The organism is Novosphingobium sp., from assembly GCF_025351285.1.
Lineage (GTDB): Bacteria > Pseudomonadota > Alphaproteobacteria > Sphingomonadales > Sphingomonadaceae > Novosphingobium.
This window is the reverse complement of the sequence record NZ_JANXWG010000119.1, coordinates 1-25,827: the sequence shown is the minus strand read 5'-3', so window position 1 is coordinate 25,827 and position 25,827 is coordinate 1. Positions and strand designations below refer to the sequence as shown.

Here is a 25,827-nt window from a genome sequence, read left to right as displayed (position 1 = left end):
GTGTTTTCCACGATCGAGGTCGAGCGCGAGGAGCGGCGCCAGGCCGAACACACCGCGCAAGTGCTCGATGCGCTCAACACGCTGGTCTCATCGACAACCGACGGCGAAACCGGCCAGCGCGGATTTTTCATCACGTCGGACCAGCGCTACCTCGCGCCCTATCGTTCGGGCCGCGCGATGTACCGTGCCGCGCTGACGCGGCTCGAGCATGATCTGGGCGACGAGCTTCCCACCGCGCAGCGCGATACCTTGCGCGAAATCGAACGGCTGGGCGATCACAAGTGGCGCGAACTGGATGAGACAATTGCGCAGATCGCGCGCGGCGATGTCGTGGCGGTGTACGTCCGCATCCTGAGCGACGAAGGCCAGGTGGTCATGAGCGAATTTCGCAGCGCGGTCGAACGGTTCGAGGCGGTCGAGCGCGAAAGGCTGCTGGCTGCGCGATCGAGCAGTGCCACCGCCGAAGCCCGCGTCCTGCCCGCGCTGTTGGTCCTGTTCGTGATGATCGTGATCGCGCTGGCGCTGAGCCTGTGGCAAGTCACCCGCGCCGCACGCGCGGAATCCGCGGCCGCCAACGCTGTCACCATCGCCGAAGCGCGCGACCGGGCGGACCTGCTGGCGCGCGAGCTCAATCACCGCGTCAAGAACCTGTTCGCGGTGATCCTGGCGATCGTGCGGATGACGGGCAAGGGCGATGCTGCCGCCAAGCCGGTGGTCGATCGCATCAGCCAGCGCATCCACGCGCTCGTCATCGCGCACGACGTGAGTCAGGGCGCGACAGAGAACCCGGTGGTCGATCTAGCCGAACTGGTCGAAGCCGCGATCGCGCCTTACCGGTCTGACAGCGAATGCTGCGACATCGCCGGAGCGCCGCTGTCGCTCGACACCCGCATGGCCGTACCGCTGGGGCTGGTGCTCCACGAACTGGTGACCAACACGGTCAAGTACGGGGCGTGGGCGCAATCGGGCGGGCTGGTACGGGTATCATGGCAGGCCCACGAAGGTCGCGCGCGGCTCGAATGGGAAGAAAGCCGCGATGGCTTCGTCCCCCCGGTCGAAGCCCGCGCGCGCCAGGGCTTCGGCAGCGTGCTGATGCAAAGCTCGGCGCAGCAGCTCGGCGGGACGATCGAGCGCAGCTACGCCGAGCACGGCATCCGCGTAGTGATCGACTTCCGCCTGAGCTGACCTGCGCTTAACCCGACGCTCACTGGCCATGCTTTGCCGGCCGGGTCGGACTGACCATGCCGGGGCTGATGAAGCCGAGCGGCCCGGGTTCCATCGCACGCTTCTTCAACTCGCCCTGCATCGCGCGATATTCGTCCTCCATCTCCGCAGTGACGGTGGCGCGCGAATCGACCAGCGCTTCGTCGAAGTCTGCTCGGGTCACGGCCTTGACGTTGCCGCCATCGCGGCGGATCGCGATCAGGCCCGCCCGGCGCACCACGTCTTCGAGGTCGGCGCCGGTGAAGCGCTCTGTCGCGGCCGCTACTTTGGCAAGATCGACATCGGGAGCCAACGGCATCGATCGGGTGTGAATCCCCAGGATGTGCTCGCGCCCAGCCTGATCGGGTGTCCCTACATAGACCAGTTCATCGAACCGGCCAGGCCGCAACAGCGCGGGGTCGATCAGGTTGGGCCGATTGGTGGCGCCGATCAGCACCACCGATTGCAGGTCTTCCACCCCGTCGAGTTCGGCCAGGATGGTGTTGACGACGCGCGCGGTCACTTGTGGCTCGCCACCCGATCCGCGTGCCGGGACCAGGCTGTCGATTTCGTCGATGAACACCACGCATGGCGCCACCTGCCGCGCGCGGGCGAACAGCCGGGCAATCTGCTGCTCGCTTTCGCCATACCACTTGCTGAGCAGGTCCGATGACTTGATCGCGATGAAGTTGGCCTCGGCCTCTTTCGCCACCGCCTTGGCCAGCAGCGTCTTGCCCGTGCCCGGCGGACCATAGAGCAGGAACCCCTTGGCCGGGCGAATGCCGAGCCGGTGGAACGCCTCGGGGTTCTTGATCGGCAGTTCGACGCCTTCGCGCAAGCGTTCCTGCGCCGCGCCGAGCCCGCCGATATCGGCCCAGCCGACCTTTGGCGTCTCGACCATCACTTCGCACATCGCGCTCGGCTGGACGCGCTTCAATGCCGCGATGAAATCGTCGCGGCCGACTCTCAGCGAATCGAGCACTTCGGGCGGAATCGTCTGCTGGTCGAAATCGAGCTTGGGCATGATCCGCCGCACCGCTTCGATCGCCGCCTCGCGGGCCAAAGCCGCCAGGTCCGCGCCGACGAAACCGTGCGTGGTGCGCGCCAGTTCGCCCAGATCGACGCCTTCGCCGAGCGGCATGCCGCGGGTGTGGATGCCCAGGATTTCGCGCCGCCCGCTTTCATCGGGGACACCGACCACGATTTCGCGGTCGAACCGGCCGGGCCGGCGCAGCGCTTCATCGATCGCGTCGGGGCGGTTGGTGGCGGCAATTACAACGAGGTTGGAACGCGCCTGCAACCCGTCCATCAGCGTCAGCAACTGCGCTACAATGCGCTTTTCGGCCTCGCCTGAAACCTGGCTGCGCTTGGGCGCGATCGAATCGATCTCGTCGATGAAGATGATCGCGGGCGCTGACTTGGCCGCTTCCTCGAACACCGATCGCAGCCGCTGCTCGCTTTCACCATAAGCCGAACCCATGATTTCGGGTCCGTTGATCGAGAAGAAATTGGCGTCGCTCTCGCTCGCCACCGCCTTGGCCAGCCGCGTCTTGCCGGTGCCCGGCGGCCCATGGAGCAGCACGCCCTTGGGCGGATCGACACCCAGCCGGCGGAACAGTTCGGGGTAGCGCAGCGGCAGCTCAACCATCTCGCGCAACTGGTTGATGGTGTCGCCCATGCCGCCGACATCGTCGTAATTGACATCGGCGCGGCCGTCGCTCGGTTCCTCGAATTCGGCGCGCAGTTCCACCTCGGTGTGTTCATCGATAAACACGATCCCCTTGGGGCTGGTCGACACCACCGACAGCCGGATCTGCGTGAGCGCGAAAGCCGGCGCGTTGAGCATCCGCTGCAACTGCGGCGGCATATCACCCCGATCGACCTGCTGCTGCCCGGCGGTGGCAACCAGATCGCCCGTGACGAGCGCGCGCCCGAAGAAATTGCGCTTCAACGCCTGCCCCGGTCCGTGGAGCGTCAGTTCGCGCTGCGCCGGCGCGAAGACCACACGCTGCGCCGGCCGCGCATCGGGCTTGCGCAGTTCGACATGCTCGCCCGAACCGACCTGGGCGTTGGCACGCTGCAACCCGTCGAGCCGGATCAGTTGCAGCCCTTCATCCTCGGGATAAGGCAGCATCACCCGCGCGGCGGTGGTGCGTTTGCCGACGATCTCGACGATGTCGCCCTCGCCCACGCCCAGCCGAACCATGACATCACGGCTGATCCGCGCAACGCCGGTGCCGCTTTCTTCGCCGCGCGCGCCCGCAACCTGGATGCGGACGGTGCGCTCGTCATCGACAACGGCTGCTCCTGCAGCGGGTCCGGCGTCTGCCATGGTCTTGTCCGATCTATCGTGGGTGCAATGGCGCGGGTTTGAAGGGTGTCGGCCAGAAGCTAGGCACTCGGGCGGCCCATTTCAAATGCCCGGTGTTTACGACCCCCTCACGGACAGGGACAAAAAAAGGCCCGGTCATTGCTGACCGGGCCATGAAAGTTTTGGGAGAGGATGCCTGAAAGGCAAGATTGGTATCCCTTGGAAGTAGTTTTTGTGCAAGTGCGAAAATCTGATTTATGGTTGCGAAAATTGCAAGTCTTGCCCAAAATCAGCGGTTGTGTTCGATTTCATATGCTTGGTAGCCTGCATATTCCGCACACCTGCACCTTAGGACAGGTCTAAACTCCCGATTGCGGTGCACCATTTTTGCATCTGCGAACACATTTCAATGACTTAGCAAAAGCGGCAATCCGGCGTTGCTGATCATCTCACGCGTGACCCCGCCCACCAGCAGTTCGCGCAGCCGGCTGTGGCCATAGAGGCCCATCACCAACAAGCCCGATCCGAGCTCCGTGGCCGTGGCCAGCAAGGTCTGCGCGACCGAGCCTTGCGCCGGCACCACGTGCAGTTCGGCATGGACTTCATGGCGCGACAAGTAGCGCAAGGCCGTGTCCGCGCCGCAATTGTCGGCACCGTCAGTGCTTTTGCCGTTTATGGTCACCACGTCGACGCCGGTAGCGTGCGCCAGCAACGGCAGCGCGGCCTTCATCGCATTGGCCGCGGGGCGACTGCCGTCCCACGCAATCATGACTCGCGGCGCAACCAGGTCGAACATGCCGCGCGGCGGCAGCGCCAGCACCGGGCAACGTTCACCCAGCACGAGATCTTCAAGCATCGCATCGTCGCGGCTGAGTACGATCAGATCGGCACAGCGCGCCGCGGCGCAAAGCGTTCCGAAGCGGTCACCGTCGAGCACGCCGACGTCGTAAGGCACATCATCGCGCGCCAACCGTGCTTCGAGCGATTTTGCCAGGGCTTCATCCTCGGCGCGCATTTCGCGGACGGTGTCGGTGGTGAGCGCCCCGCCCCCGAACGGCTCGAATGCAGCCAACTCGACGATCGGTGAGGCAATCGGCACGCTGACGTGGCCGCCCATCGCGCGCGCCAGCGCCAGCGCGGTCTCAAGCCGCGCGTCGAAACCTTCGGTTGTGTCCGCCGGACAGAGGATCGCACGCATCTGGCAGTTCCTTTCGTCGTATTGGCCGATATGCGGATGATGCGCTCATAGATACCGCCGGCACCATGATTTGAATCAAAATTCCCGAGCGCGGCCGGCTTGCAGTCGAAAGGCCACCCGCTAGAGCGGCGGCGGGTTGAAGTTGAAGGATGGGTGTTGGCAAGATGCGCTACGCTGCGGTGATTTTCGATTTCGGCGGGGTGATCACATCGTCGCCGTTCGAGGCCTTCAACCAGCTCGAAGCGGAGCGCGGCCTGCCGAAGGACTTCGTGCGCCGGGTCAATTCTGCCAACCCGGATACCAACGCCTGGGCGCGGCTCGAACGCGGTGAATTGTCGCGCGAGGCTTTCGATGCCGCCTTTGCCGAGGAAGCCGCAGCGCTGGGTCACGCGCTCGACGGTGCTTCGGTGCTGGCGTGCCTGTCGGGCGCGTTACGGCCGGCGATGGTGACCGCGATGGACCGCATCGTCGCGGCGGGGTTGCGGATCGGCTGCATCACCAACAACGCGCCTTCTGGCAACGGCCCGGGCATGGCGGCAGACCCGATAACGGCGGGCAAGCTCGCACCGGTTTTCGCGCGGTTCGAACACGTGATCGAAAGCGCCAAGGCCGGCGTTCGCAAGCCCGATCCGCGCATTTACCAGATGATGTGCGAGGCGCTGGGCGTGGCCCCGGCGGATTGCGTCTACCTCGATGACCTGGGCATCAACTGCAAGCCGGCGGCTGCGCTGGGCATGCACGCCATCAAGGTATCGAACGAAGCGCAGGCGCTCAGCGACTTGTCGGCGACGCTGGGGATCGCGCTCGACTGACCAACCGACGCGTGTTGCGATGCAGCAAGCGCGTGGTATGAGGCCGACAACAAGGAGCAGACATGGCCAGCAAACTCTACCCCGATGCCGCCGCCGCGCTCGACGGCCTTTTGCGCGACGGGCTGCTGATCGCCTGCGGAGGCTTCGGCTTGTGCGGCGTGCCCGAACGGCTGCTCGACGCGGTGCGCGACAGCGGGGTCAAGGACCTGACTTTCGCCAGCAACAACGCCGGCATCGACAACGAAGGCATCGGCAAGCTGCTGCGCACGCGGCAGGTCAAGAAAATGATCGCCAGCTATGTCGGCGAAAACAAGGAGTTCGAACGGCAGTATCTGTCGGGTGAGCTCGAGGTCGAATTCTGCCCTCAAGGCACTTTGGCGGAAAGGATGCGCAGCGGTGGTGCCGGCATTCCGGGTTTCTATACCAAGACCGGCGTCGGCACATTGGTGGCCGAGGGCAAGGAAGTGAAGGCCTTTGACGGTCAGGATTACATCCTTGAGCAAGGGATCTTCGCAGACTTGGCGCTGGTCAAGGCATGGAAGGCGGATGAAACCGGCAACGTCGTGTTCCGCAAGACCGCACGCAATTTCAACGCGCCGGCCGCCACCTGCGGCAAGGTCTGCGTGGTCGAGGTGGAGGAGATCGTGCCCGTCGGCAGCTTCGATCCCGACTGCATCCACTTGCCCGGCGTTTACGTCCAGCGGCTGATCGTGGGCAGCCCCTACGACAAGAAGATCGAATTCCGCACCGTGAGGGAGGCTGTCTGATGCCCCAAGAAATCAAGGGCTGGACCCGTGACCAGATGGCCGCACGCGCGGCGCAGGAATTGGAGGACGGCTACTACGTCAACCTGGGCATCGGCATCCCGACGCTGGTGGCCAACCACGTGCCTGCCGGAATGACCGTCACGCTCCAATCGGAGAACGGCATGCTCGGCATCGGGCCCTTCCCGCTCGCGGGCGAGGAAGACGCAGATCTGATCAACGCCGGCAAGCAGACCATCAGCGAACTGCCCCAATCGGCCTACTTCGACAGCGCCCAGTCCTTCGCGATGATCCGCGGCGGCCACATCGACCTCACCGTGCTCGGCGCGATGGAAGTGGCTGAAAACGGGGACATCGCCAACTGGATGATCCCCGGCAAGATGATCAAGGGCATGGGCGGCGCGATGGATCTGGTCGCGGGCGTCAAGAGGATCATCGTCGTCATGGAGCACAACGCCAAGGACGGCAGCCCCAAGTTCATCCCCGCCTGCACCCTGCCGCTGACCGGCGTGGGCGTTGTCGACATGATCGTCACCGACCTTGCCGTGTTCCAGCGCTCCGACCACGCCAGCCCGTTCCGGCTGGTTGAACTGGCGCCGGGGGTGACCGCCGAGGACCTCGCCGCCAAGACCACCGCGCACTACCTCACCTGATCCCGTGGCCTACACCCTCATCACCGCCAACCGGAACTATTCGAGCTGGTCGCTGCGTCCCTGGCTGCTGATGAAGGCGCTTGGCATCCCCTTTGCCGACCGCATCGAACCCTTCACCAAGCCCGTCAACTACGATGACTTCCGCGCCTTCTCGCCCACCGGGCAGGTTCCCGTCCTGATCGACGCGCCACACACGGTGTGGGACTCGCTCGGCATCGTACTTTACCTTGCCAAACGCCACGGCGGCATCTGGCCCGAGGATGCCGAGGCGCGCACCTTTGCCCAATCGGCGGCCTGCGAAATGCACGCCGGCTTTTCGGCGCTTCGCAACGACTGCACCATGAACGTCGGCGTCCGCGTCACCCCCAAGCCGCCCAGCCCCGCGCTGGCCCGCGACATTGCCCGGATCACCGAGCTGTTCGAGACCGGCCTCACCCGCTTCGGTGGGCCTTGGTTGGCCGGCCCGGCGCTAACCGCGCTCGACGCGATGTTCGCCCCCGTCGCCTTCCGCATTCGCACCTATGGGCTCGACGTCGGAACCGGACAGGCCTGGGTCGACCGGATCATCGCCCACCCCGCAATGCAGGAATGGGAAGCGGCCGCCCTTTCCGAAACCTGGCGCGAGGAAAGCCACGAAGCCGAACTCGCCGCCGCCGGCACGATCACGGCAGATTACCGCACCGCCTGATTGCCCTCGTAACACGACCCGGCTAGCCTGCGCTCCACATCACGGAGAGCACGCATGAACCTGGACCAGATCCCCCTCACCCGCAACGACGGCACCCCCGACACGCTCGCCAGCCACAAAGGCAAGGTGCTGCTGGTCGTCAACGTCGCCTCCAAGTGCGGGCTGACCCCGCAGTACGAAGGCCTCGAAGCACTCTACCGCGCCAACAAGGACCGCGGTTTCGAGGTCCTGGGCTTCCCCGCCAACGATTTCGCCGGCCAGGAGCCGGGCGCCGACACCGAAATCGCCGAGTTCTGCTCGCTCAACTACGGCGTCTCGTTCCCGCTGTTCACCAAGGCCACCGTCACCGGCCCCGACAAGCAACCACTCTACGCCGCCCTCACCGAAGCCATGCCCGAGAAGCACGGCAACGCCGCCGAATGGCGCGAAAAGCTGCGCGGCTACGGCATGACCCCGACCGAAGACCCCGAAGTGCTGTGGAACTTCGAGAAATTCCTGATCGCCAAAGACGGCACCGTCGCCGCCCGCTTCGCCCCGCAAGTGACCCCCGACGACCCCGAAATGACCGCCGCGATCGAAGCCGAACTGGCCAAGTGACTGGAACCTCACACCAAGGGTGCGGTGTGAGGATCGCACCCGATTCGAAAACACCTTAACCCGCTGATAATAATGCACTAATCCTGAATTCGCGCGCGCGGAACTTCTCGAACATCACGCGTATCGCACATGGCGAACTTCCCCGCCCCGCCGCCGACAATGAGAAAGACCGCCGACAGGATAGCAGCCTCGGCCAATGTAGGAAAATCACGCGCGCCGCACCCGCCAGCCCCCACGCGCGCGATCGGCCGGAGCTGCTGGCAAGCGCTGGAGCGCGAGCAACCTGTCCGCTTCGCGGATTTTCTCAAGGAAACAAGGAAGGGAAATTTGCAAAGGCCAACGGCCCCTGCACCCCGGGACTTTGGTGAGATTTAGGCATTATAAAGTTTCATTCACGTAGGTTCAATCTGCGCCGGTTCCCGTCGGCGTCATTGCGGCTATCTGTTACCCTTGGAACGGTTGTGAGTAATGCACAACATCTCGCAGTTGTGGATGTCTGTGGCACCACCTTTCGACCACGCCGTCACATGATCGGCGTCCATTTCATCTCGCCTATAGATGCGAGTTCTGTTTGCATTGTCGCCCGCTGCACAGACAGAGCAGTTAGAGACGCCTTTAGATTTTGCGTTATGAGTCTGCTGTTGGTACGCAACAGCCCTCGTCTTCTCATCAAAAAGCCTGATTGAAAGTAACTGGGGTTGAGTTTCACCACTCAATAAAAATTCGTAAATTCCCTTACGGTTTGCCACCGCAGGGTCTCCGAGTAGCCGTTCAATTTCACCGTCAAGAACTGCCGCATTGTAGGGGGTGGAGTGATAGGTCTCATAAAGGCGGCCCCATTCGATGCCACGCATCTCCTTATCCGGTGGACGCCTAAAGATACTACCGATCCAGTCAATTACTGAAGTAAAGTATGCCTTTAGTTCAAAAATATCAGCGTCACCTCGATGGTGTGCTAGGTAAGCATCGACATTCATACCCCGAGCCCCTGACACCCAATCCAGCGCAACCGCCAAAACTTCCTGCCGCTTTGGATCACCTTTGATATAAGCTGACCATTTTTGCATATTCGCATTTTGGGAATTGCTAAATTCAACCTTAGCCTTATTTACGAAAGGTCCAGAGTAGATTGCGTTAAGTAGTTCCTGCGGATTTAACGGAATTCCGGATATATTGATGGTACGGAACCAGTCTTTGATTTCCGCTTCCTCACCTTCACACTCATAGACCAGAAGTGCACTATCGAGGATTTTGCGCTGCTTTTCCTTAGGCAATGAAAGGAACGTCTGCTCTTTGCCATCAACTCTTATAGCAAACTTGCCTGTTACAAACCGGCCGATGCTGGTGATGCGTTGCTGACCATCGAGTACTTCAAGAGTGCTGCCTTCCACGTTGAAGTAAATCAAGCCCAGAGGATAACCCTTCAAAAGTGAATCAATGACAGCAACATCCTTCTTCCCGTCATTGTAGATGTAATGTCGCTGAAATTCCGGCTGAATGACAAGTTTTCCAGCGAGACCAAATAGTCCCTTACCCTCCAATTCATTATAAATAAACCCATCTACGACTTGCTCAACAGTATATCTCTCAAGTTCAGTTTTCATGCGCCGCCCTTCCGGCGAATAAACAGACGCTTATAAACGCCTCTAACCGGATACCCAACATCGAAATGATTCCCGGGACCAAATGAATCGACCCGAACGACACCACTGAGGGTGCCGCTGTTAGATTTTTTTCGAACGCCGTCCACTACCCGCTCTTTCTTGCTGTACTTTTTCGTCGCTGGGTAATCGCCCTCACTACTGCCGAGAATTGTAAACTGATCTGGATTGTGTTTATCTAAGTATGTAATTGGCACACCCATCATACCACCGTAATCGCTTGGGATTGCATCAACGTAGGGAACCTCGATTGCATCGAAGTTATCATAATTTTCGTAACCGACTCCCCTGATTTCCTTATGCTTGCTGAACTTTATGTTATCGGCTTCGGTCATCAGTTGCAGTGGTTCGTGCCGCCGTCCATGATCAATGTTGGTAAACCAGCATGAGTTTCCTTGACGTGTGTAGTCCCGCTCATCGTCGCTCGGGTATCCCATCTTTTCAGCTTTGAGGCGATCTTTCTCATTCACCACCGTTCCCTTCGGGACAGCAAAAACCATGTCGGTGGTGTTACCTGTAGCGCCCTTCCAAAGCTCGTTCGCCATAATGTGCGGAAAGAGCTCATTGTACGTGATGGCGTTGTTGTTGCCGACCACTGAAAATTTGCGCCCACCGCCAATCACCCAAGTCATAAATTGACGAAATAAACTAAAGGGCGGATTTGTAATGACGAAATGAGCTTCATCGCGTAGTGCAGTCACCTCGGAGCTACGAAAATCTCCATCGCCTTCAAGATATTCCCACTGGAGATCATCAATGTTGATTATACCATCCCCATTGATGTCTTTCCACTCAAGCGTAAACTTCTTGCCATTTGCGCGGGTCTTTGTCGCGTCAAACGCGGGGCTTTCTGTCTCAAACAAGGTTGGCTGATAGCCTATTTTGTCTGGATTGCTGTTCGGTGCGTAAGACGTCGAAATGAGTGTTTTGATGCCAAAGTCCATAAAGTGGAGCGCGAAAAACTTGGCAAAGTTGCTCCACTCAGGATCATCACACGGAAGCAGAATGACTTTGCCGCGGAACACGTCGGGGTTGTACTCGAGATACGCGTTCATCTCACGCTCGACGTCAGCCCACTGCGTATAATACTCGTCGAATTTGACCTTCTTGGCTGTGCCCAAGTGGCTGTTTTTGTCACGTTTAGCAGCAGCCGCTGGCACGATATCGACCTCGCTTTGAGGTTTCATTGAAGATGCCGATCCGTTCAAAATTGGTGCAGGTTTGTTCTCTGTTAGTTTCACACCGTGGCATGTCAATCTCGCAAGAATATCCCGGGTGCAGGGGCCGGGGCTCCTGCCCGCCGGAGGCTCCGTTCTAACCGGCTACTTCCCCCCCTCGACCGGCTTGAGCTCCCCTGCCATCAGCCGCGCCAACATGGCGACGATGGGGTTCACTATTCGGGTGCCGGTATGTCTTCGCCGTCGTTCGCGCCGCCCGTAGCCTCCAAAATCAACCGCACCGTCTCCTCGGGCTCATCCCACATCGGGAAGTGGCCGCTGTGGTCGAACCAGTGGAGCCTGGCTTCGGGGAAGGCGGCCATGGCGCGGGTCGCTTGTTTGGGCAGGCACAGGCGGTCGTGGCGGCCCCAGCCGATTACCATGGGTGCGCCGGTTTGCGAGGGGCCGGTCTGGGTGGGGCCGGTGGCGAGGTCTTTGACGAGGGCGTCGAAGGTCGGGGTCTGGGTGAAGGAGCGCAGTTCGTGCAGGATCATGGCAGGATTTAGCGCCCAGGGTTTGGCGGAGAGTTGCAGCATCAGCGCGGTGCGGCCGGCGGCGTTGGCGGTGATGGCGGGGAGTGCGGGCTTGAGCGCGCGGACGAGGCGGATCGAGGCGGCGAGCGTGGTGCGGAAGAAGGTGCGTTCCCAGCCTTGCCAGAAGCCGCCGGGATCGAGCGCGACGACCGCGCCGGCACGCCCGCGGCGCGCCATTTCGAGCACAAGCCGCGCGCCGAGCGAGCTGCCGACCATGTCGACACGTTCGAGGCCCTGCTCGCCCAGCCAGTCATGAAGGCTGCGCGCGAGGCCTGCGAAGGTGCCGCTGTCAGCTTGCGCGGGGGTTTGTCCGTGGCCGGGGAGATCGGGCACGATCACCTCGCGGGTTTGCGCGAGTGCGGGAAGGATCGGGTCCCACGAGGCGCGCGAACCGCCGAGCCCGTGGACGAGGAGAAGCGGCTTGCCGAGGCCAGTGCGGGTGTGTTGCATCCGCCTCAACGCCCCAGTCGGCATCTGGTTCAAAATAAAAGCATCCCGGGTACAGGGCGAGGTGCAGGTTTCGCGGCTCCTGCCCGCCGGAGGCTCTTTCTTTATCCGGTCACTTCCCAGCCTCGACCGGCTTGAGCTTCCCCGCCCTCAGCCGCGTCGACATGGCGACGATGGGGTTCACGCTTTCGGGGGCGGGGGGATCGTCGGCGTCGTCGGCGTTTGCGTAGGGGCCCTGGCTTTGCTGGAGCGCGGCGGTGCGGGCGGCGGCTCGGCCTGCGCGGGCTTCGGCCAGCGGGCCTTCGGAGGGGATCAGGCCGTTCTTGTCGGGGTGCGCGGTGGCGAGCTCTGCGGGCAGCGCGGCCATGGCTTCGGCGGGGAGCAGGGTGGTGGCGGGGCCGATGGTGGGTTCCAGGCCGGCGTAGCGTTGGCCGAAGTAGGTGCCGGGTTTCCAGTTGCCTTGCCAGCGGTAGAACAAGTGCGCGCCGATGACGGTGACCTTGGCCATGCTGCTCGCCCAGTAGGGGACAACGTAATTCGCGTGGTAGTGCGTGGCGTGGCCGACGGGGGCGAAGACGTAGCCGTGGAGCGCGGCGGCGGCGATTTCCCGGGCGCTTTGCCATGATCTGGGGTTGGGGGTGCGGTTGAGCGCGCCATCGCACGTAAACGTGAACTGGCAGCCGGTCTGCTTCTGCGATCCCTGGTAGACGACGCCGCAGACCGAGTTGGGAAAGGCATTGCTGCGCACGCGGTTGAGGATCACTTGCGCGACGGCGCGTTTGCCGTCGGTGGGTTCGTTGCCGGCTTCGTAGTAGATCGCTTGGGTGAGGCATTGTTCGGCGCGTTGCTCGGTGGGGCCGGCGGGGGCGGCGAAGGCCGCGGCGGCGGGGCCGGCCTTGAGCAGCGGAGTGGCGGCGTTGATTTCGAGCGCGGTTTTGGCAGAGACGGGCTTGAGCGCGGTTTCCTCCACCGGCGGGGCGCCGGGTGGGGCTACGGGGGGCTGGTTCGTGCGGGTTTGCGCGGCGGGGTTGGCGGGTTGGGTGTGGCGTTCGGTCAAGGCGCGATAGCTGGCGAAGCTGGCGATCATGGCCAGCGCGGCGGCGGGGATGAGGATGCGGCGGTTCATCGGTTCGGGCCTGATGGGGTGTTTCAGGCTATCAGTCTGTGATCGGGGTCGCAATTGCCCGCTGGTTCCTGGCCCCTTCCCTCGCCAGCGCGAACCGGCCATGATCGCATGCAAGAGGGAGAGATCATGGACAACGCCATTTGCCGGATGACCGGTTGCGAATTTCCGCTGTTCGCGTTCAGCCATTGCCGCGATGTGGTGGTGGCGGTCAGCAAGGCGGGCGGGTTCGGGGTGCTGGGCGCGGCTGCGTTTTCGCCCGACGACCTGGAGCGCGAGCTGGCGTGGATCGATGCGCATGTCGATGGCAAGCCTTATGGCGTGGATGTGCTGGTGCCCGAAGTTGTCGACGCGCGGGTCTTGGGGTTCACCAGCAATGCGGCGCGGGCAGATGCGATTTCGGCCGAGCATCGCGCGTTCGTGACGGGGCTGCTGGGCGGCGTGGGGATTGCCTTGGGCGAGGCCGACCTGCTGCGGCGCGAGGGCGTGGGGATCACGCCCGAAAACGGCGCGGCGCTGATGGAGGTGGCGTTTGCGCATCCGATCAAGCTGATCGCCAATGCGCTGGGGATCGCTCCGCCGTCGATGATTGCCGAGGGCAAGCGGCGCGGGATTCCGGTGGCGGCGCTGGTGGGCGCGCGCGAACATGCGATCCGCCAAGCCGAGGCGGGGGTCGATATCATCGTCGCGCAAGGTGGCGAGGCGGGCGGGCATTGCGGCGAGGTTTCGACGCTGGTGCTGGTGCCCGAAGTGACCCGTGCGCTGGCGTCGGCTGGGCATCAGGTGCCGGTGCTGGCGGCGGGAGGGATCATGACCGGGGCGCAGATGGCGGCGATGATGGTGGCTGGCGCGCAAGGAGCATGGACCGGATCGGTGTGGCTCGCCACGCCCGAGGCCGAGACCAGCCCGGCGTTTCGGCAGAAGATGGTGGAGGCCAGGTCGCGCGATACGGTGCGTTCACGCTCGCGGACGGGCAAGCCGGCGCGGCAGTTGAAATCGAGCTGGCATGCGGCTTGGGATGGGCCGGGTAGTCCGGGAGCGTTGCCGATGCCGCTGATGGGGATGGTGTCCGAACCGGCATTCCGCAAGATCGAGGCGGCGGCGGCCGGGGGCAATGGCGAGGCGCGGGCGATGGTCAGCTATTTTGTGGGGCAAGGCGTGGGATTGGTCGAGCAGGAGCGATCGGCGCGCGCCGTGGTTCAGTCGTTTCGCGAGGAGTTTGTCGATGCTGTGGCGTCGATCAACGCCGTTCTTGGCAACGCGATGGTGGGTGCGTGATGGACGAGGTTGATCGCAAGCCCAGCCTGCTTTCGCGGCCCACTCTTCTGTCAAGGATTGTGCGGCGGGCGTTGCTGGCGCTTTATCACGCGCGCGGGTGGAAGGCGATCGGCGCGCCGCCCGAGGATCGGCGCTGCGTGATCATCGCGGCGCCGCACACGTCGAACTGGGATTTCGTCAACTTCCTGGGGCTGACCGATGCGTTGAAGATCGACACGCAGTTCATGGCCAAGACCAGCCTGTTCCGCTGGCCGATGGCGCGGTTCATGCGCGATATGGGCGGGGTGCCGGTCGATCGCAGCGGGCGGCATAACTATGTCGAGGCGATGATCGCCGAATTCGGGCGCCGCAAGCAGTTCATGCTGACGATCGCACCCGAAGGCACGCGCGGCGCGGTGCGGCAGTGGCGCACCGGTTTCTACCACATCGCGGTAGGCGCCAAAGTGCCGCTGGTGTGCGGGATGATGGACTATGCCACCAAGACCGGGGGCCTGGGCCCGGCGATCTGGCCGACCGGCGATTACAAGGCGGACATGCTGAAAGTGGCGGAATTCTATCGTAACACCACGCCAAAGTTTCCCGAACGCGCCACCAGCTTTGAAGAGATCACCAATGCCTGAACCGATGTTGATACCGCTGCTGATCGATTTTGCCTGCGTGGTCGTGGGCTTAGCTGTGCTGTGGCGGGTGGCGGTGAAGATCGAGGACGTCAGCTTCATCGATGCGGTGTGGGGCGGCGGGATGGCTGTCGTGGCGGCGATCGCGTGGGTGCAGCGCGGGTTGCCGGGCGGGCGCGGCGGACTGATCGCGGCGATGGCGGTGCTGTGGGGCGCGCGGCTGGGCTGGCATTTGTTCACGCGATGGCGCGCGCATGGCGAGGACCCGCGCTATGCCAAGATGCTCGGCAAGGCGAAGGAGCGCGGGCAGTTCGCCAGCGCCTCGCTCAAGTTCGTGTTCGGGCCGCAAGCAGTGCTGCTGTTTGTCACCTGCTTGCCGGCGCAAGTGGGTGTGCTGCAAAGCCCGCCGGGAACGCCGATCGGGCCGCTGGCCATGGCAGGGGCGGCGCTGTGGGCACTGGGCATGGCGTTCGAGACGGTGGGCGATTGGCAACTTTCGCGCTTCCGCGCCGATCCCGCCAGCAAGGGCAAAGTGCTCGATACCGGGCTTTGGCGCTACACCCGCCACCCCAACTACTTCGGCGATGCATGCGTATGGTGGGGGATCTGGCTCACCGCCGCCGAAGCCGGCTGGCTGGCCGCCGCCGTGGCTGCGATCGGGCCGGTGTTCCTGACCTTCACGCTCACCAAATGGTCGGGCAAGCCGTTGCTGGAAAAGGGCATGGCCAAGCGCAGGCCGGGGTATGAGGAGTATGTGCGGAAGACTTCGGGGTTCATTCCGTGGCCGCCGAAGGGGTAGGGAAACAACTTTCCGTTCGGATCGAGCCCTTCGACAGGCTCAGGATGAACTGTCGCCATTCTGGCAACAGTCGAGATACGCTGGCGCCGCGTTTGCGTGTCTCGACTTCGCTCGACACGAACGGAAACGTGGGAACTAAACCCACCCCATCAATTCGCGCCGCACCAGCGCCTCCAGCATGTCCATCCCCACATCGCCCGCATTGAGGCATTCCAGCGCGGCGAATTGCTGGCCGCCGCCCTCCTCGAACTGTTCACGGCCGCGGATCGCCAGTTCTTCCAGCGTTTCGAGGCAGTCTGCCGAGAATCCCGGCGCGGCGATCACCATCGACTTGGTGCCTTTCGCCGCTTCGGCCTCGATCACGGTGTCGGTGGCCGGTTCGAGCCACTTGGCGCGGCCGAAGCGTGATTGGAAGGTTGTTTCGATGCGCAGGCCGGGGTGGCTGGTGGCGAACGATTCGCACAGCAACCGCGAGGTTTTCCGGCAGTGGCAGTGGTAGGGATCGCCCTTGTAGAGCGTGCGTTCGGGCATGCCGTGGTAGCTCAGCAGCAGCACTTCGGGGGTGAAATCGAGCGCCGCGATCTGCCGCGCGAGATCATCGTGCAGCGCGGCGATGTAGCCCGCATCGTCGTGGTACGGCGGCAGTGTGCGCAGCGCGGGCAGGCGCCGGGTGACCAGCGTCCAGGCGGCCAGCGCATCGAGCACGCTCGCGGTCGTGGCCGCGGAATATTGCGGATAGAGCGGCGCAACCATGATCCGTTCGCAGCCCGCCGCCATCAGCGCATCGAGTTCGCCCGCCATTGCCGGCTTGCCGTAGCGCATCGCGTGGCGCACCACCGCGGTATCGCCCAGCCGCACTTGCAGCGCGCGCGCCTGCGCCTTGGTGATCGCGGCCAGCGGCGAGCCATCCTCGCTCCACACTTGCGAATAGGCGTGCGCCGATTTCTTGGGGCGGGTGTTGAGCACGATCCCGCGCAGGATCGGCTGCCACACCAGCGTGGGGATTTCGACTACGCGCTTGTCCGACAGGAATTCGAGCAGGTAGCGCTTCACCGATTTCACGTCGGGCGCATCGGGCGTGCCCAGGTTGACCAGCAGCACGCCGATCCTGCTCTTCAGGATCGGGGGATGGTCGGCCGGCGGTTGCATCGCAGCATTTGTCACAGCATTCGGGCTCATGGCAATCTGCATTAAAGACCTTCCGAAAGCAGCGGTAGCCGGCGAAAGCGCAAGCCGGTAGCCGAAAACAGCGCATTGGCAATCGCCGGAGCCACCGCCGCCACCGACAATTCGCCCGGATCGAACGGTGGCTCGGCGCTATCTGCGAATGCCACGTCGATCGCGGGGCAATCGGCGAGCAGCGTCAGCCCCAGTTCGCCGAGGTGGCCCGCCAGCGGCAAGCCCTTGTCATAAGTGCTCGATCCGCCGAGCGTTGCCGCCATGCCGAACACCAGCCCGCCTTCGATCTGCTGGCGCGCGATATCCTGATTCACGATGCGGCCCAAGTCCGCATAAGCCGACAGCCGTTCCACCTTCACGCCGTTCACATCGCGCCGCGCGGTGGCGACGACCGCGATGAAGCCCGATCGGCCAGCAGTGTCGATGCCCAGATCGATTCTGTGGCAGGCGATCCCCTGCCCCGATCCTTCACCGCCACCGCCCCAAGTCGCCAGCTTGGCCACGCCTTGCAGGCAGGCGGCGAGGCGCGGTTCGTTGCCCAGCATCGCCATGCGGAATGCCAGCGGCTCGTGCCCGCCGAAATGCGCGACTTCATCGACGAAGCTTTCGGTCAGGAACGCGCCGATCCCGTGCGAATTTCCGCGATACCACGCGGTCGGCAGGCCCAGGCTGACGGGAATGTGGTCGACCGCCATCGCCGGCACCGTGTAGCGCGGCATCGCGCCCGCGCAGGCCAGCGGATCGGCATTGCCGGCGGCGGCCTTTTGGGCGGCGGGGGCGTCCTTGCCGTGGAGCAGGCGCTGGCCGGCCTCGATCGCGGTGGCGGGCATGGCGAGGCGCGTGCGCCAGCCGAGCAGCGTCTGCTTGTCGTCGCTCACCACTGCGGCCATCTGCGCAGCCAGCGGAGTGCGGGGATAGTCGGTCAGCGAATCCTGCCAGCGCGAATACATCAGTTGCACCGGCTTGCCGGTTTGCTTCGCGATTACAGCGACTTCGCCTGCGATGCGTGTATCGAGCCTTGCATCGAACGATCCGCCGGCGTGCATCGGGTAGAGGATCACTTGCGCCAGCGGCACACCAGCCGCCTTGGCCGCAACCTTGCGCGCCACTTCAGGAGCTTGTGTCGCCAGCCACAGTTCGAGCTTGTCATCGCGCAACCACGCCACCGCCGTCGGCGTTTCGAGCGCGGCGTGGAGCGCGGGTTCGATGTCGTAGCGCGCGGTAATGCTGGGCTTGGCCATCAGCGGATCGGGATCGCCCACCGCCGCCACGCGCTGCGGCTTGCCCTTTTGCAGCGCGGTTTCGAGCGCCTGCTCGATCGGCGCGGTATCGGCCACGGGTCCGTGCGCGCGGAAGCGGGGGGCGCTGGCCTTGACCGCCTTGTCCGCCGCGAACCAGGTATTGGCCACCGCTGCCACCCAGCGTTTGTCGGTTACAACGGCACTGCAACCGGGTTGGGCCAGTGCCGCAGCCTTGTCGAAGCGGCTGAGCACGGTGTCGCCCTGCGGCCCATGCGCGATGGCCGCAAAGACCATGCCGGGCAGCCGCACGTCGCCGGCGAAGACCAGGCTGCCATCGACTTTGGCGGGCAGGTCGAGCCGGGGGAACGGCACCGTTCCAGCGGCGCTGGAGTCCTCCGCGGGTGCAGCGCGCAGCCACGGCGTACCGGGCGGATCGTAGCGCGAGGCGGCATCGGCCAACCTGCCGAACGCCAGGCTCTGCTTGCCATGGATCACAGCGCCGTTGCGGGTGTCGCATTCCGACCACGATACACCCCATTGGCCGGCAGCGGCCTTGGCCAGCATCGCGCGCGCGGCGGCGGCGGCTTCGCGAACCGGCTGTTCGAACGCGGCGAGCGCAGTGCCTTGCGCGGTCACCACCAGCGGATTCGTGGTGGCATAGCGGCGCGCGATGCTGCCTTCGGGATCGCGCGCCAGCCCGGCCCCCACCGGCATCCACAGCGGCGCCCATGCGGCGGCAAGCATCGGATCGCCATAGTCCGCACCGGCGGGCACCGGCTCCACCGAAACCTGTTTCCAATCCGCGCCCAATTCGACCGCTGCGACTTGTGCGATCAGGCTGGCGACCCCCTGCCCCATTTCGCAGAATGGCGCTGCCACGCTGACCACGCCGGTCGGCGCGATCCTGATCCACGCGCCCGCTGCCAGTTCGCCATCGCGCGCGCGCAACGGCGTGGCCGGGCGATGGCGGGTGAGCGACCACGCGACGACGAGGCCACCGCCCACGCCCGCGCCGACCAGCAGACCTCGCCGCGTGAGTCTCACGTTTTCAGACCCATTGGCGCCGCGCTCAGCGCTGGTTGGCGAGCCAGGTCGAAACCCGCCGCGCGATCGCCATGAACGGTTCGGCGGCCTCTCCGCCGGTTGCGGCGGGAGGCCGACCGGCATCGCTGTCCTGCCGGATCGACAGCGTCAGCGGCACGCGGCCCAGGAACGGCAGGCCCATCGACTTGGCCGCAGCTTCCGCCCCGCCGTTGCCGAACGGATCGCTTTCCTCGCCGCAATGCGGGCAGATGTAGCCGGCCATGTTCTCGACCATGCCGATCAGCGGCACATCGGCCTGGCGGAACAGCCCGATCGCGCGGGTGGCGTCGATCAGCGCAAGGTCCTGCGGGGTCGAGACGATCACCGCGCCGATCGGCTTGTGCTTTTGCAGCATGGTGATCTGCACGTCACCGGTGCCGGGCGGAAGATCGACCACCAGAATCTCGGCATCCCAGTGCGCGTCGATCAACTGGCCGAGCGCGTTGCCCGCCATCGGCCCGCGCCACGCGATCGCCTGGCCGGGTTCGACAAGGTGGCCCATCGACAGCAGCGGCACGCCCCAGGGGCTGGGGACCGGGATCATCTTGGACCCTTCGGCCTCGGGGCGGCGCCCTTCGTTGGCCATCAGGCGCGGCTGCGAGGGGCCATAGATATCGGCGTCGACCAGCCCGACCTTGTGGCCGAGCGAGGCGAGCGCAATTGCCAGGTTGGCCGACAGAGTGGATTTGCCGACGCCGCCCTTGCCCGAACCGACCGCGATGATCTTCGGCCCGGTGCCGGGGGCCTTGGCGAAACCGGTCGTGGGCTCTGGCTTGGCCTCCTTGTCGGCCATCAGCGCGATCCGTGCCTCGCGCGCGCCCGCGGCCAACGCCGCGCCGCGCACCCCGGCTTCGAGCTTCTTGCCGTCACTCCGATCGAGCCCGCTGGCGTCGAGCACGATCGTGGCGACGCCGTCGATCAGCTTGGCCGACTGCATGCGCCCGCCGGCTGCGGCCGCGATCTTGTCGGTAAATTCAGCGCTGGTTTCGCTCACGTGTGCCCCACTCACGCCCGGCCGGTGCGGGGCGTTCACTTCCCTTAAGTCCCTAGCAGAGGTTTTTCGGGAGGAGAGACTGTTTTTCAGGGCAGTCGAACCCTATAACAATCGCCATGAACGAAAATGGCATAAGCGGATTGCGCGGGCGGATTGCGAACTTGGGCTGGATCAGGCCCATTGGCAGCGGCCCACAGGTATTGGCAGACGATGCTGCGGGCGATCCGCCGAGCGATTCCTCGCCGGAAAAGCCGGCGCCCAAACCCGATTCCAAGCCTTCTGGCAAACCGAAGAACCCGTTCGGTGACAGTCGCCCTCCCAAAAGCGATGGACCGCGCAATCCGTGGTTGCCCGGCACCGACGGCAAGCCCACCGGACCCGAAGGGCCGCGCCGTTCGGCCAGCATCGAAGATATCTTCCGCGGACGCACCAACCGGGGTGGGCCCGGTGGCGGGGGCGGGCCCGGCATGGGCGGCGGTTTGCCCCGCTTCCCGACCCGGCCCGGCGGCGGGAGCTGGCTGCCGGTTGCCATCGCGGCAGTGGCGCTGTTGTGGGTCGGCAGTTCGACCGTCCATTTCATATCGCCGCAGGACAAGGGCGTGGTTGCCACCTTCGGCAGCTACACCCGCACGCTCGGCCCCGGCGTGTCGTTCACCGCGCCCTGGCCGATCCAGACCGTGAAAGTGCGCGACGTGACGTCGATCCGCCGCGATTCGATCCCCGAAGGCGATGGCGAACGGCTGATGCTGACCAGCGACCAGAACCTGGTCGACTTGTCGTACCTTGTCCGCTGGAATATCAAGGACTTGAAGCTGTTCACGTATCAGCTTGCCGATCCCGAACAGACCGTGCGCGAAGTGGCCGAAGCCGCGATGCGCCAGTCGATCGCCGAAGATACGCTGGCCGGCGTGATGGGCGGCGGCCGCGCGCAGATCGAAGCCAACATGCGCGAACGGATGCAGGCAGTGCTCGATGCCTATCGTTCGGGCGTCAAGATCCAGGGTGTCGAGATCAAGAAGACCGACCCGCCCGAAAAGGTGAAGGACGCGTTCAAGGAAGTGTCGGCCGCGCAGCAGGATGCCCAAAGCTCGGTCAACCGCGCCCAAGCCTGGGCGCAGCAGCTTACCGCCAGCGCGCAGGGCGAAGCCGCGGCGTTCGACAAGGTCTACGGCCAGTACAAGCTGGCGCCCGAAGTGACCAAGCGACGGATGTATTATGAAACGATGGAACGCGTGCTGAGCCAGACCGACAAGGTGATCATCGAAGCGCCGGGCACCATCCCGTACTTGCCGCTGCCCCAGTTGAAGACCACGCCGCCGCCCGCCGATGCGGCCACGACGGGGGGCAAGTAACATGCCCGACACCTTCAGCCAGACTCTGGCCGACATCTGGCAAAACCACCGCAACACGCTGATCATTCTGGCGCTGGCGATCGTTGCCGCGCTCAGCACGCTGATCGTGGTGCCCGAAACCGAACAGGCGGTGGTCGTCCGGCTGGGTGATCCGCATCGCACCATCAACCGTTTCCGCCCCAATGCCGATTACGGCGTCAGCGGCGCCGGCCTTTCCTGGCGCATTCCGATCATCGAAAAGGTCGTGATGATCGATCGTCGCGTGCTGGATGTGGACATGGAGCGGCAGCAGGTCACTTCGGCCGACCAGCGCCGGCTCGAAGTCGATGCTTATGCGCGCTATCGCATCATCGATCCGGTCAAGATGTACGAAACCGCGGGCACGACCGACAAGGTGGCCGAACAGCTCCAGCCGATCCTCAACTCGGTGCTGCGGCAGGAACTGGGCAAGCGTACGTTCGCCGCGATGCTGACCGCCGAACGCGGCGAAGCAATGGCGCAAGTCCGCAAGAACCTGGACAAGGAAGCGCGCGAATACGGCGCGCAGATCATCGACGTGCGGATCAAGCGCGCCGATCTGCCCGATGGCACCCCGCTCGATTCGGCGTTCACCCGCATGGCGACCGCGCGCAACCAGGAAGCCGCGACGATCCGCGCGCAAGGCGAAAAGAACGCGCAGATCATCCGCGCCGAAGCGCAGGCGCAAGCCTCGAAAGTCTATGCCGACGCCTTCAACAAGGACCCGTCGTTCTACGATTTCTATCGCGCGATGCAGAGCTACGACGCAACCTTCCGTTCGAAGGCCGGATCGACCTCGATTGTGCTTTCGCCGGACAATGATTACCTGCGCCAATTCAAGGGCAAGTGAATGGTCAAGGGCAAGTGAGAGGTGGAGTAACCGCACTCATTCAATGTCCGTTCAGGCCAAACGGCGTGAATCACCGACTGGCTGAACCATTGCCGGACGGCATGACCTTGCCTACTTTGTCAGCCGGAGACGGCCCGACCATTCGACCAAAGGAATGACCCACGTGCGATACGCTTATGGAGTGACTTCGGCGGTGCTGCTGGCGGGAGCTTCGCTCTCGTTGATGACCGGCTTTCCTGCAGGCGCCCAAGTGGCGCAGAACGACCAGGCACAGATCTCGGCGATGAGCCCGCGCGTTGGCGCGCCGTCGAGCTTTGCCGACCTGACGCAGCAGTTGCAGCCAGCGGTAGTCAACATCGCCACCCGCCAGCGGGTGAAGGTGGAGAAACAGAACAATCCGTTTGCGGGCACCCCGTTCGGTGACTTGTTCGGCGGCCAGAACGGTCAGGGAGGAGCGCCCGGCGGCCAGGGCGGCGCAGCGCCCACCACGCGTGAGGCACAATCGCTCGGTTCGGGCTTCATCACATCGCCCGATGGCTACATTGTCACCAACAACCACGTGATCGCGGCCGAAGGCCAGGGCCAGGTCGAATCGATCACCGTCACCACCCCCGATGGCACCGAATATCCGGCCAAGCTGATCGGCCGCGACGAATCGTCGGATCTGGCGGTGCTCAAGATTTCCGCAGCCAAGCCGCTGCCGTTCGTACACTTCGGCGATTCGACCAAATCACGCGTGGGTGACTGGGTGATCGCCATCGGCAACCCGTTCGGGCTTGGCGGCACCGTCACCGCCGGGATCATTTCGGCAGTCTATCGCAACACCGGCACCGGCAGCGCTTACGATCGTTATCTCCAGACCGACGCCGCGATCAACCGCGGCAATTCGGGCGGCCCGATGTTCGACATGCGCGGCAACGTGATCGGCATCAACAATGCGATCTTCTCGCCCACCGGCGGCAGCGTCGGCATCGGTTTTGCGATTCCCGCCGAAACCGCCGCCCCCATTGTCGACAAGCTGATGAAGGGCCAGGCGATCGAGCGCGGTTACCTCGGCGTGCGCATCCAGGCGCTCAGCGAAGACCTTGCCGCATCGCTGGGCCTGCCCAAGAAGCGCGGTGAATTCGTCCAGACGGTCGAGCCCACGGGCGCCGCGGCCAAGGCCGGCATCCAGGGCGGCGACGTGGTCGTGCGCGTGGCCGGCAAGGACGTGACGCCCGAACAGACGCTGTCGTTCATCGTGGCGAACACCGCGCCGGGCAGCCGCATCCCGATCGACTTGATCCGCGACGGCAAGCCGATGACCATCCAGGCGGTGGTGGGCAAGCGCCCGACCGAGCAGGAACTGGCGCAGCAGACCTTTGATCCCAACGCCAAGGACGATGACGAGGATTTCACCAAGCCCGGCAACGGCCCCTCGGCCGGACAAAAGGAAGCGCTTAACGGCCCGATCCAGAAGTCGCTCGGCCTTGCGGTCATCCCGCTTACGCCGGTAATCGCGCGCCAGCTCGGATCGACCGATGACACGCGCGGCGTGGTGGTAACCGCAGTCGACGATTCATCGGACGCCGGCGCCAAGGGCTTGCAGCGGGGCGACATCATCCTGTCGGCCGGCAACCGTCCGGTGACGAGCGTGGCCGATCTCAACACGGCGGTAACCGCCGCCAAGGCCGAAAACCGCGTGGCGCTGCTGCTGCGCGTGCAGCGCCGTGGCCAGCCCGCGCTGTACCTGCCGGTGCGGCTGCGCTGATCGCCTGACAAGACCAATAAAAAAGGCCGCGTCCCGAGGGACGCGGCCTTTTTTATCGGCGCCAGATCAATACGTCGACGGCGGATCGCTGGCGGGGAAGCTTTCGTCGAGCGCGTGGTCGGTCTTGTCCCAGACCTTGGGGTTCGAACGCATGCCTTCGGTGCCAGCCGAACGCACCTGCGAGAAGTTGTCGCCAGCGTGTTCACCGTTTGCGAAAGCGACCGGCGCACCATCGCCGTCCCCGGTGTTCATCGCGCGATACAGCCCGTAGCCTGCGGCTCCGGCCAGCGCCCATTTCAACAAACCCATGATCGATCTCCTTCGAGCGGCGCAAAAACCGTCCGCTTATCAGAAGGACCAACGCACGAGATCGCATCCGGTTCGCAAAGCACGCGCCGGTGTGCACGGCCCGCGCGGCGAAGCGTGTGTTGCTATGCGCCCGGCGGCTCAAAGGCGGGAGGCTGAGGCCGCGTGCGATTGCCGGTGCCGCTGCGCACGCGCACACCGTCACCGCTCGGCGCGCGCCGGCGGCCCGTCGCCTGGTCGAGGAAATCGTCGTTGGCGGCGGGTGGCCCCGCGGGCACGAGGTCCTCGTTGCCCGAATTGGCCGGCTCATCTCCCGGTGCGGAACCGGGAATGCCGGGCTGGTCACGCGTTGGATTGCCGAACTGCCCATTTGCGTCGGGCACGGCATAGCCGCCGCCCGGGGCGAGATTGACTTCGTCGTCCGGCTCCAGCGTCCAGTTGGGCAGTTGCACGGTGGTTTCGAACACTTCGGGCGGGCGCTTGGCGGTGGCGATGCGCATGTATGCGGCAAAGGCGCGTGCCGGCGCGGCACCGCCCTGGAGGCCGGGGACGGCGCGCGCATCGTCGCGACCCATCCACACGCCGGTGGTGATCCCGCTGGAAAAGCCCAGGAACCAGCCGTCCTTGTCCGATGTGGTGGTGCCGGTCTTGCCCGCCACCGGCCGTCCGATCTGCGCGGCGCGGCCGGTGCCGATGTTGACCGCGGTTTGCAGCAGGTCGGTGATTTCAGCGGCGACATATTGGGCCACCAGGATCTGCGGCGGCTCGGCGTTGTGCGTGTAAAGCACCTGGCCCTCGGTCGTGGTGACCTTGCGAATGCCGTATGGCGTGACCAGCGCGCCCTTGCTGGAAACCGCGGCGAAGGCGCGCACCATGTCGATCACGCGAACGTCAGACGTGCCCAGCACCATCGAGGGCAAGGTGTTGATCGGGGTGGTGATACCGAAGCGCCGCGCCATGTTGGCCACCGCACCGAAGCCGACTTCGCTGCCCAGTTGCGCGGCCACGGTGTTCTTCGAATAAGCGAACGCGGTGCGCACATCGATCGCGCCGGCGTAGCTGCCGCCCGAATTGCGCGGGCTCCACCCGTCGATCGTCACCGGCGCATCGGTCACGGTGTCGTTGGGGGTGTAACCCGATTCGAGCGCGGCGA

23 protein-coding genes are annotated in these 25,827 nt (G+C 64.3%); 12 read left to right on the top strand and 11 right to left on the bottom strand.

The window, feature by feature from the left end:
- The coding region (locus Q0R16_RS14605) for a CHASE3 domain-containing protein (protein WP_295637564.1) at positions 1-1,185 on the top strand (1,185 nt) is incomplete at its 5' end.
- 19 nt (positions 1,186-1,204) lie between these two features.
- Here Q0R16_RS14605 and Q0R16_RS14600 read toward each other — a convergent pair.
- Together Q0R16_RS14600 and Q0R16_RS14595 are read right to left on the bottom strand one after the other, a co-directional pair.
- The gene (locus tag Q0R16_RS14600) at positions 1,205-3,535 is read right to left on the bottom strand and encodes a CDC48 family AAA ATPase (RefSeq protein ID WP_295637562.1); all 2,331 of its coding nucleotides are present in this window, start codon (positions 3,533-3,535) and stop codon (positions 1,205-1,207) included.
- A 385-nt stretch (positions 3,536-3,920) separates the two neighbouring features.
- On the bottom strand, positions 3,921-4,712 hold the full coding sequence (locus Q0R16_RS14595) for a universal stress protein (RefSeq protein ID WP_295637559.1): 792 nt from the start codon (positions 4,710-4,712) through the stop codon (positions 3,921-3,923).
- Positions 4,713-4,876: 164 nt separating this feature from the next.
- On the opposite strand from Q0R16_RS14595, the gene Q0R16_RS14590 reads away from it, so the two are divergent.
- The 5 genes from Q0R16_RS14590 (at position 4,877) to Q0R16_RS14570 (ending at position 8,226) form a co-directional block, all read left to right on the top strand.
- A complete protein-coding gene (locus Q0R16_RS14590; RefSeq protein ID WP_295637556.1) occupies positions 4,877-5,524 on the top strand; it encodes an HAD-IA family hydrolase in 648 nt (215 codons plus the stop codon).
- A gap of 62 nt (positions 5,525-5,586) precedes the next feature.
- On the top strand, positions 5,587-6,291 hold the full coding sequence (locus Q0R16_RS14585) for a CoA transferase subunit A (protein ID WP_295637553.1): 705 nt from the start codon (positions 5,587-5,589) through the stop codon (positions 6,289-6,291).
- Positions 6,291-6,941, top strand: coding sequence for a CoA transferase subunit B (locus tag Q0R16_RS14580; RefSeq protein ID WP_295637550.1), 651 nt, complete (start codon positions 6,291-6,293; stop codon positions 6,939-6,941). The genes Q0R16_RS14585 and Q0R16_RS14580 overlap by 1 nt, the downstream gene beginning before the upstream one ends.
- Before the next feature lie 4 nt (positions 6,942-6,945).
- Positions 6,946-7,629 carry a glutathione S-transferase family protein gene (locus Q0R16_RS14575; RefSeq protein WP_295637547.1) on the top strand — a complete coding sequence of 228 codons (684 nt, stop codon included), beginning with the start codon at positions 6,946-6,948 and terminating at the stop codon, positions 7,627-7,629.
- 54 nt (positions 7,630-7,683) lie between these two features.
- Positions 7,684-8,226 (top strand): glutathione peroxidase, encoded by a 543-nt coding sequence (locus Q0R16_RS14570; RefSeq protein ID WP_295637544.1) that lies wholly within the window; start codon positions 7,684-7,686, stop codon positions 8,224-8,226.
- Between the two features lie 437 nt (positions 8,227-8,663).
- Here the strand turns inward: Q0R16_RS14570 and Q0R16_RS14565 are convergent, their stop codons facing one another.
- From Q0R16_RS14565 to Q0R16_RS14550, 4 genes are all read right to left on the bottom strand, one after another.
- Positions 8,664-9,830 (bottom strand): DUF262 domain-containing protein, encoded by a 1,167-nt coding sequence (locus Q0R16_RS14565; protein ID WP_295637541.1) that lies wholly within the window; start codon positions 9,828-9,830, stop codon positions 8,664-8,666.
- Entirely contained in the window at positions 9,827-11,128 is a 1,302-nt protein-coding gene (locus Q0R16_RS14560; RefSeq protein ID WP_295637538.1) for an adenine-specific methyltransferase EcoRI family protein, read from the bottom strand. The genes Q0R16_RS14565 and Q0R16_RS14560 overlap by 4 nt, the downstream gene beginning before the upstream one ends.
- Positions 11,129-11,280: 152 nt before the next feature.
- Positions 11,281-12,087: an alpha/beta fold hydrolase gene (locus tag Q0R16_RS14555; RefSeq protein WP_295637535.1), complete on the bottom strand. Its 807-nt coding sequence runs from the start codon at positions 12,085-12,087 to the stop codon at positions 11,281-11,283.
- A 109-nt stretch (positions 12,088-12,196) separates the two neighbouring features.
- Positions 12,197-13,210 (bottom strand): cell wall hydrolase, encoded by a 1,014-nt coding sequence (locus Q0R16_RS14550; protein WP_295637531.1) that lies wholly within the window; start codon positions 13,208-13,210, stop codon positions 12,197-12,199.
- 126 nt (positions 13,211-13,336) lie between these two features.
- Between Q0R16_RS14550 and Q0R16_RS14545 the strand changes: the two genes are divergently transcribed.
- From Q0R16_RS14545 to Q0R16_RS14535, 3 genes are read left to right on the top strand one after another with little or no spacing between them, the layout of a single operon-like run.
- Positions 13,337-14,485: a nitronate monooxygenase gene (locus tag Q0R16_RS14545; protein WP_295637528.1), complete on the top strand. Its 1,149-nt coding sequence runs from the start codon at positions 13,337-13,339 to the stop codon at positions 14,483-14,485.
- Positions 14,485-15,105 (top strand): lysophospholipid acyltransferase family protein, encoded by a 621-nt coding sequence (locus Q0R16_RS14540; protein ID WP_295637525.1) that lies wholly within the window; start codon positions 14,485-14,487, stop codon positions 15,103-15,105. Before Q0R16_RS14545 ends, Q0R16_RS14540 begins: the two co-directional genes overlap by 1 nt.
- Before the next feature lie 4 nt (positions 15,106-15,109).
- A complete protein-coding gene (locus Q0R16_RS14535) occupies positions 15,110-15,901 on the top strand; it encodes a DUF1295 domain-containing protein (protein ID WP_295637521.1) in 792 nt (263 codons plus the stop codon).
- A 135-nt stretch (positions 15,902-16,036) separates the two neighbouring features.
- On the opposite strand, the gene hemH is transcribed toward Q0R16_RS14535, so the two are convergent.
- Genes hemH through Q0R16_RS14520 form a run of 3 tightly spaced genes read right to left on the bottom strand, consistent with a single transcriptional unit; the run spans position 16,037 to position 20,341 of the window.
- Positions 16,037-17,050 carry a ferrochelatase gene (gene hemH / locus Q0R16_RS14530; protein WP_295637518.1) on the bottom strand — a complete coding sequence of 338 codons (1,014 nt, stop codon included), beginning with the start codon at positions 17,048-17,050 and terminating at the stop codon, positions 16,037-16,039.
- A 41-nt stretch (positions 17,051-17,091) separates the two neighbouring features.
- Positions 17,092-19,365 (bottom strand): molybdopterin cofactor-binding domain-containing protein, encoded by a 2,274-nt coding sequence (locus tag Q0R16_RS14525; protein WP_295637514.1) that lies wholly within the window; start codon positions 19,363-19,365, stop codon positions 17,092-17,094.
- A 25-nt stretch (positions 19,366-19,390) separates the two neighbouring features.
- Positions 19,391-20,341 carry an Mrp/NBP35 family ATP-binding protein gene (locus tag Q0R16_RS14520; RefSeq protein WP_295637567.1) on the bottom strand — a complete coding sequence of 317 codons (951 nt, stop codon included), beginning with the start codon at positions 20,339-20,341 and terminating at the stop codon, positions 19,391-19,393.
- Positions 20,342-20,598: 257 nt separating this feature from the next.
- Between Q0R16_RS14520 and Q0R16_RS14515 the strand changes: the two genes are divergently transcribed.
- The 3 genes from Q0R16_RS14515 to Q0R16_RS14505 all read left to right on the top strand — a co-directional run bounded on the left by Q0R16_RS14515 (position 20,599) and on the right by Q0R16_RS14505 (position 24,368).
- Positions 20,599-21,750, top strand: a complete 1,152-nt coding sequence (locus Q0R16_RS14515) for a protease modulator HflK (protein WP_295637511.1) — start codon at positions 20,599-20,601, stop codon at positions 21,748-21,750.
- A gap of 1 nt (position 21,751) precedes the next feature.
- Positions 21,752-22,618, top strand: coding sequence for a protease modulator HflC (locus Q0R16_RS14510; protein ID WP_295637508.1), 867 nt, complete (start codon positions 21,752-21,754; stop codon positions 22,616-22,618).
- Positions 22,619-22,772: 154 nt separating this feature from the next.
- Positions 22,773-24,368 carry a Do family serine endopeptidase gene (locus Q0R16_RS14505; protein WP_295637505.1) on the top strand — a complete coding sequence of 532 codons (1,596 nt, stop codon included), beginning with the start codon at positions 22,773-22,775 and terminating at the stop codon, positions 24,366-24,368.
- A gap of 66 nt (positions 24,369-24,434) precedes the next feature.
- On the opposite strand, the gene Q0R16_RS14500 is transcribed toward Q0R16_RS14505, so the two are convergent.
- Together Q0R16_RS14500 and Q0R16_RS14495 are read right to left on the bottom strand one after the other, a co-directional pair.
- A complete protein-coding gene (locus tag Q0R16_RS14500; RefSeq protein WP_295637502.1) occupies positions 24,435-24,677 on the bottom strand; it encodes a hypothetical protein in 243 nt (80 codons plus the stop codon).
- Positions 24,678-24,799: 122 nt separating this feature from the next.
- A partial coding sequence (locus Q0R16_RS14495) for a penicillin-binding transpeptidase domain-containing protein (protein ID WP_295637499.1) occupies positions 24,800-25,827 on the bottom strand: 1,028 nt, incomplete at its 5' end.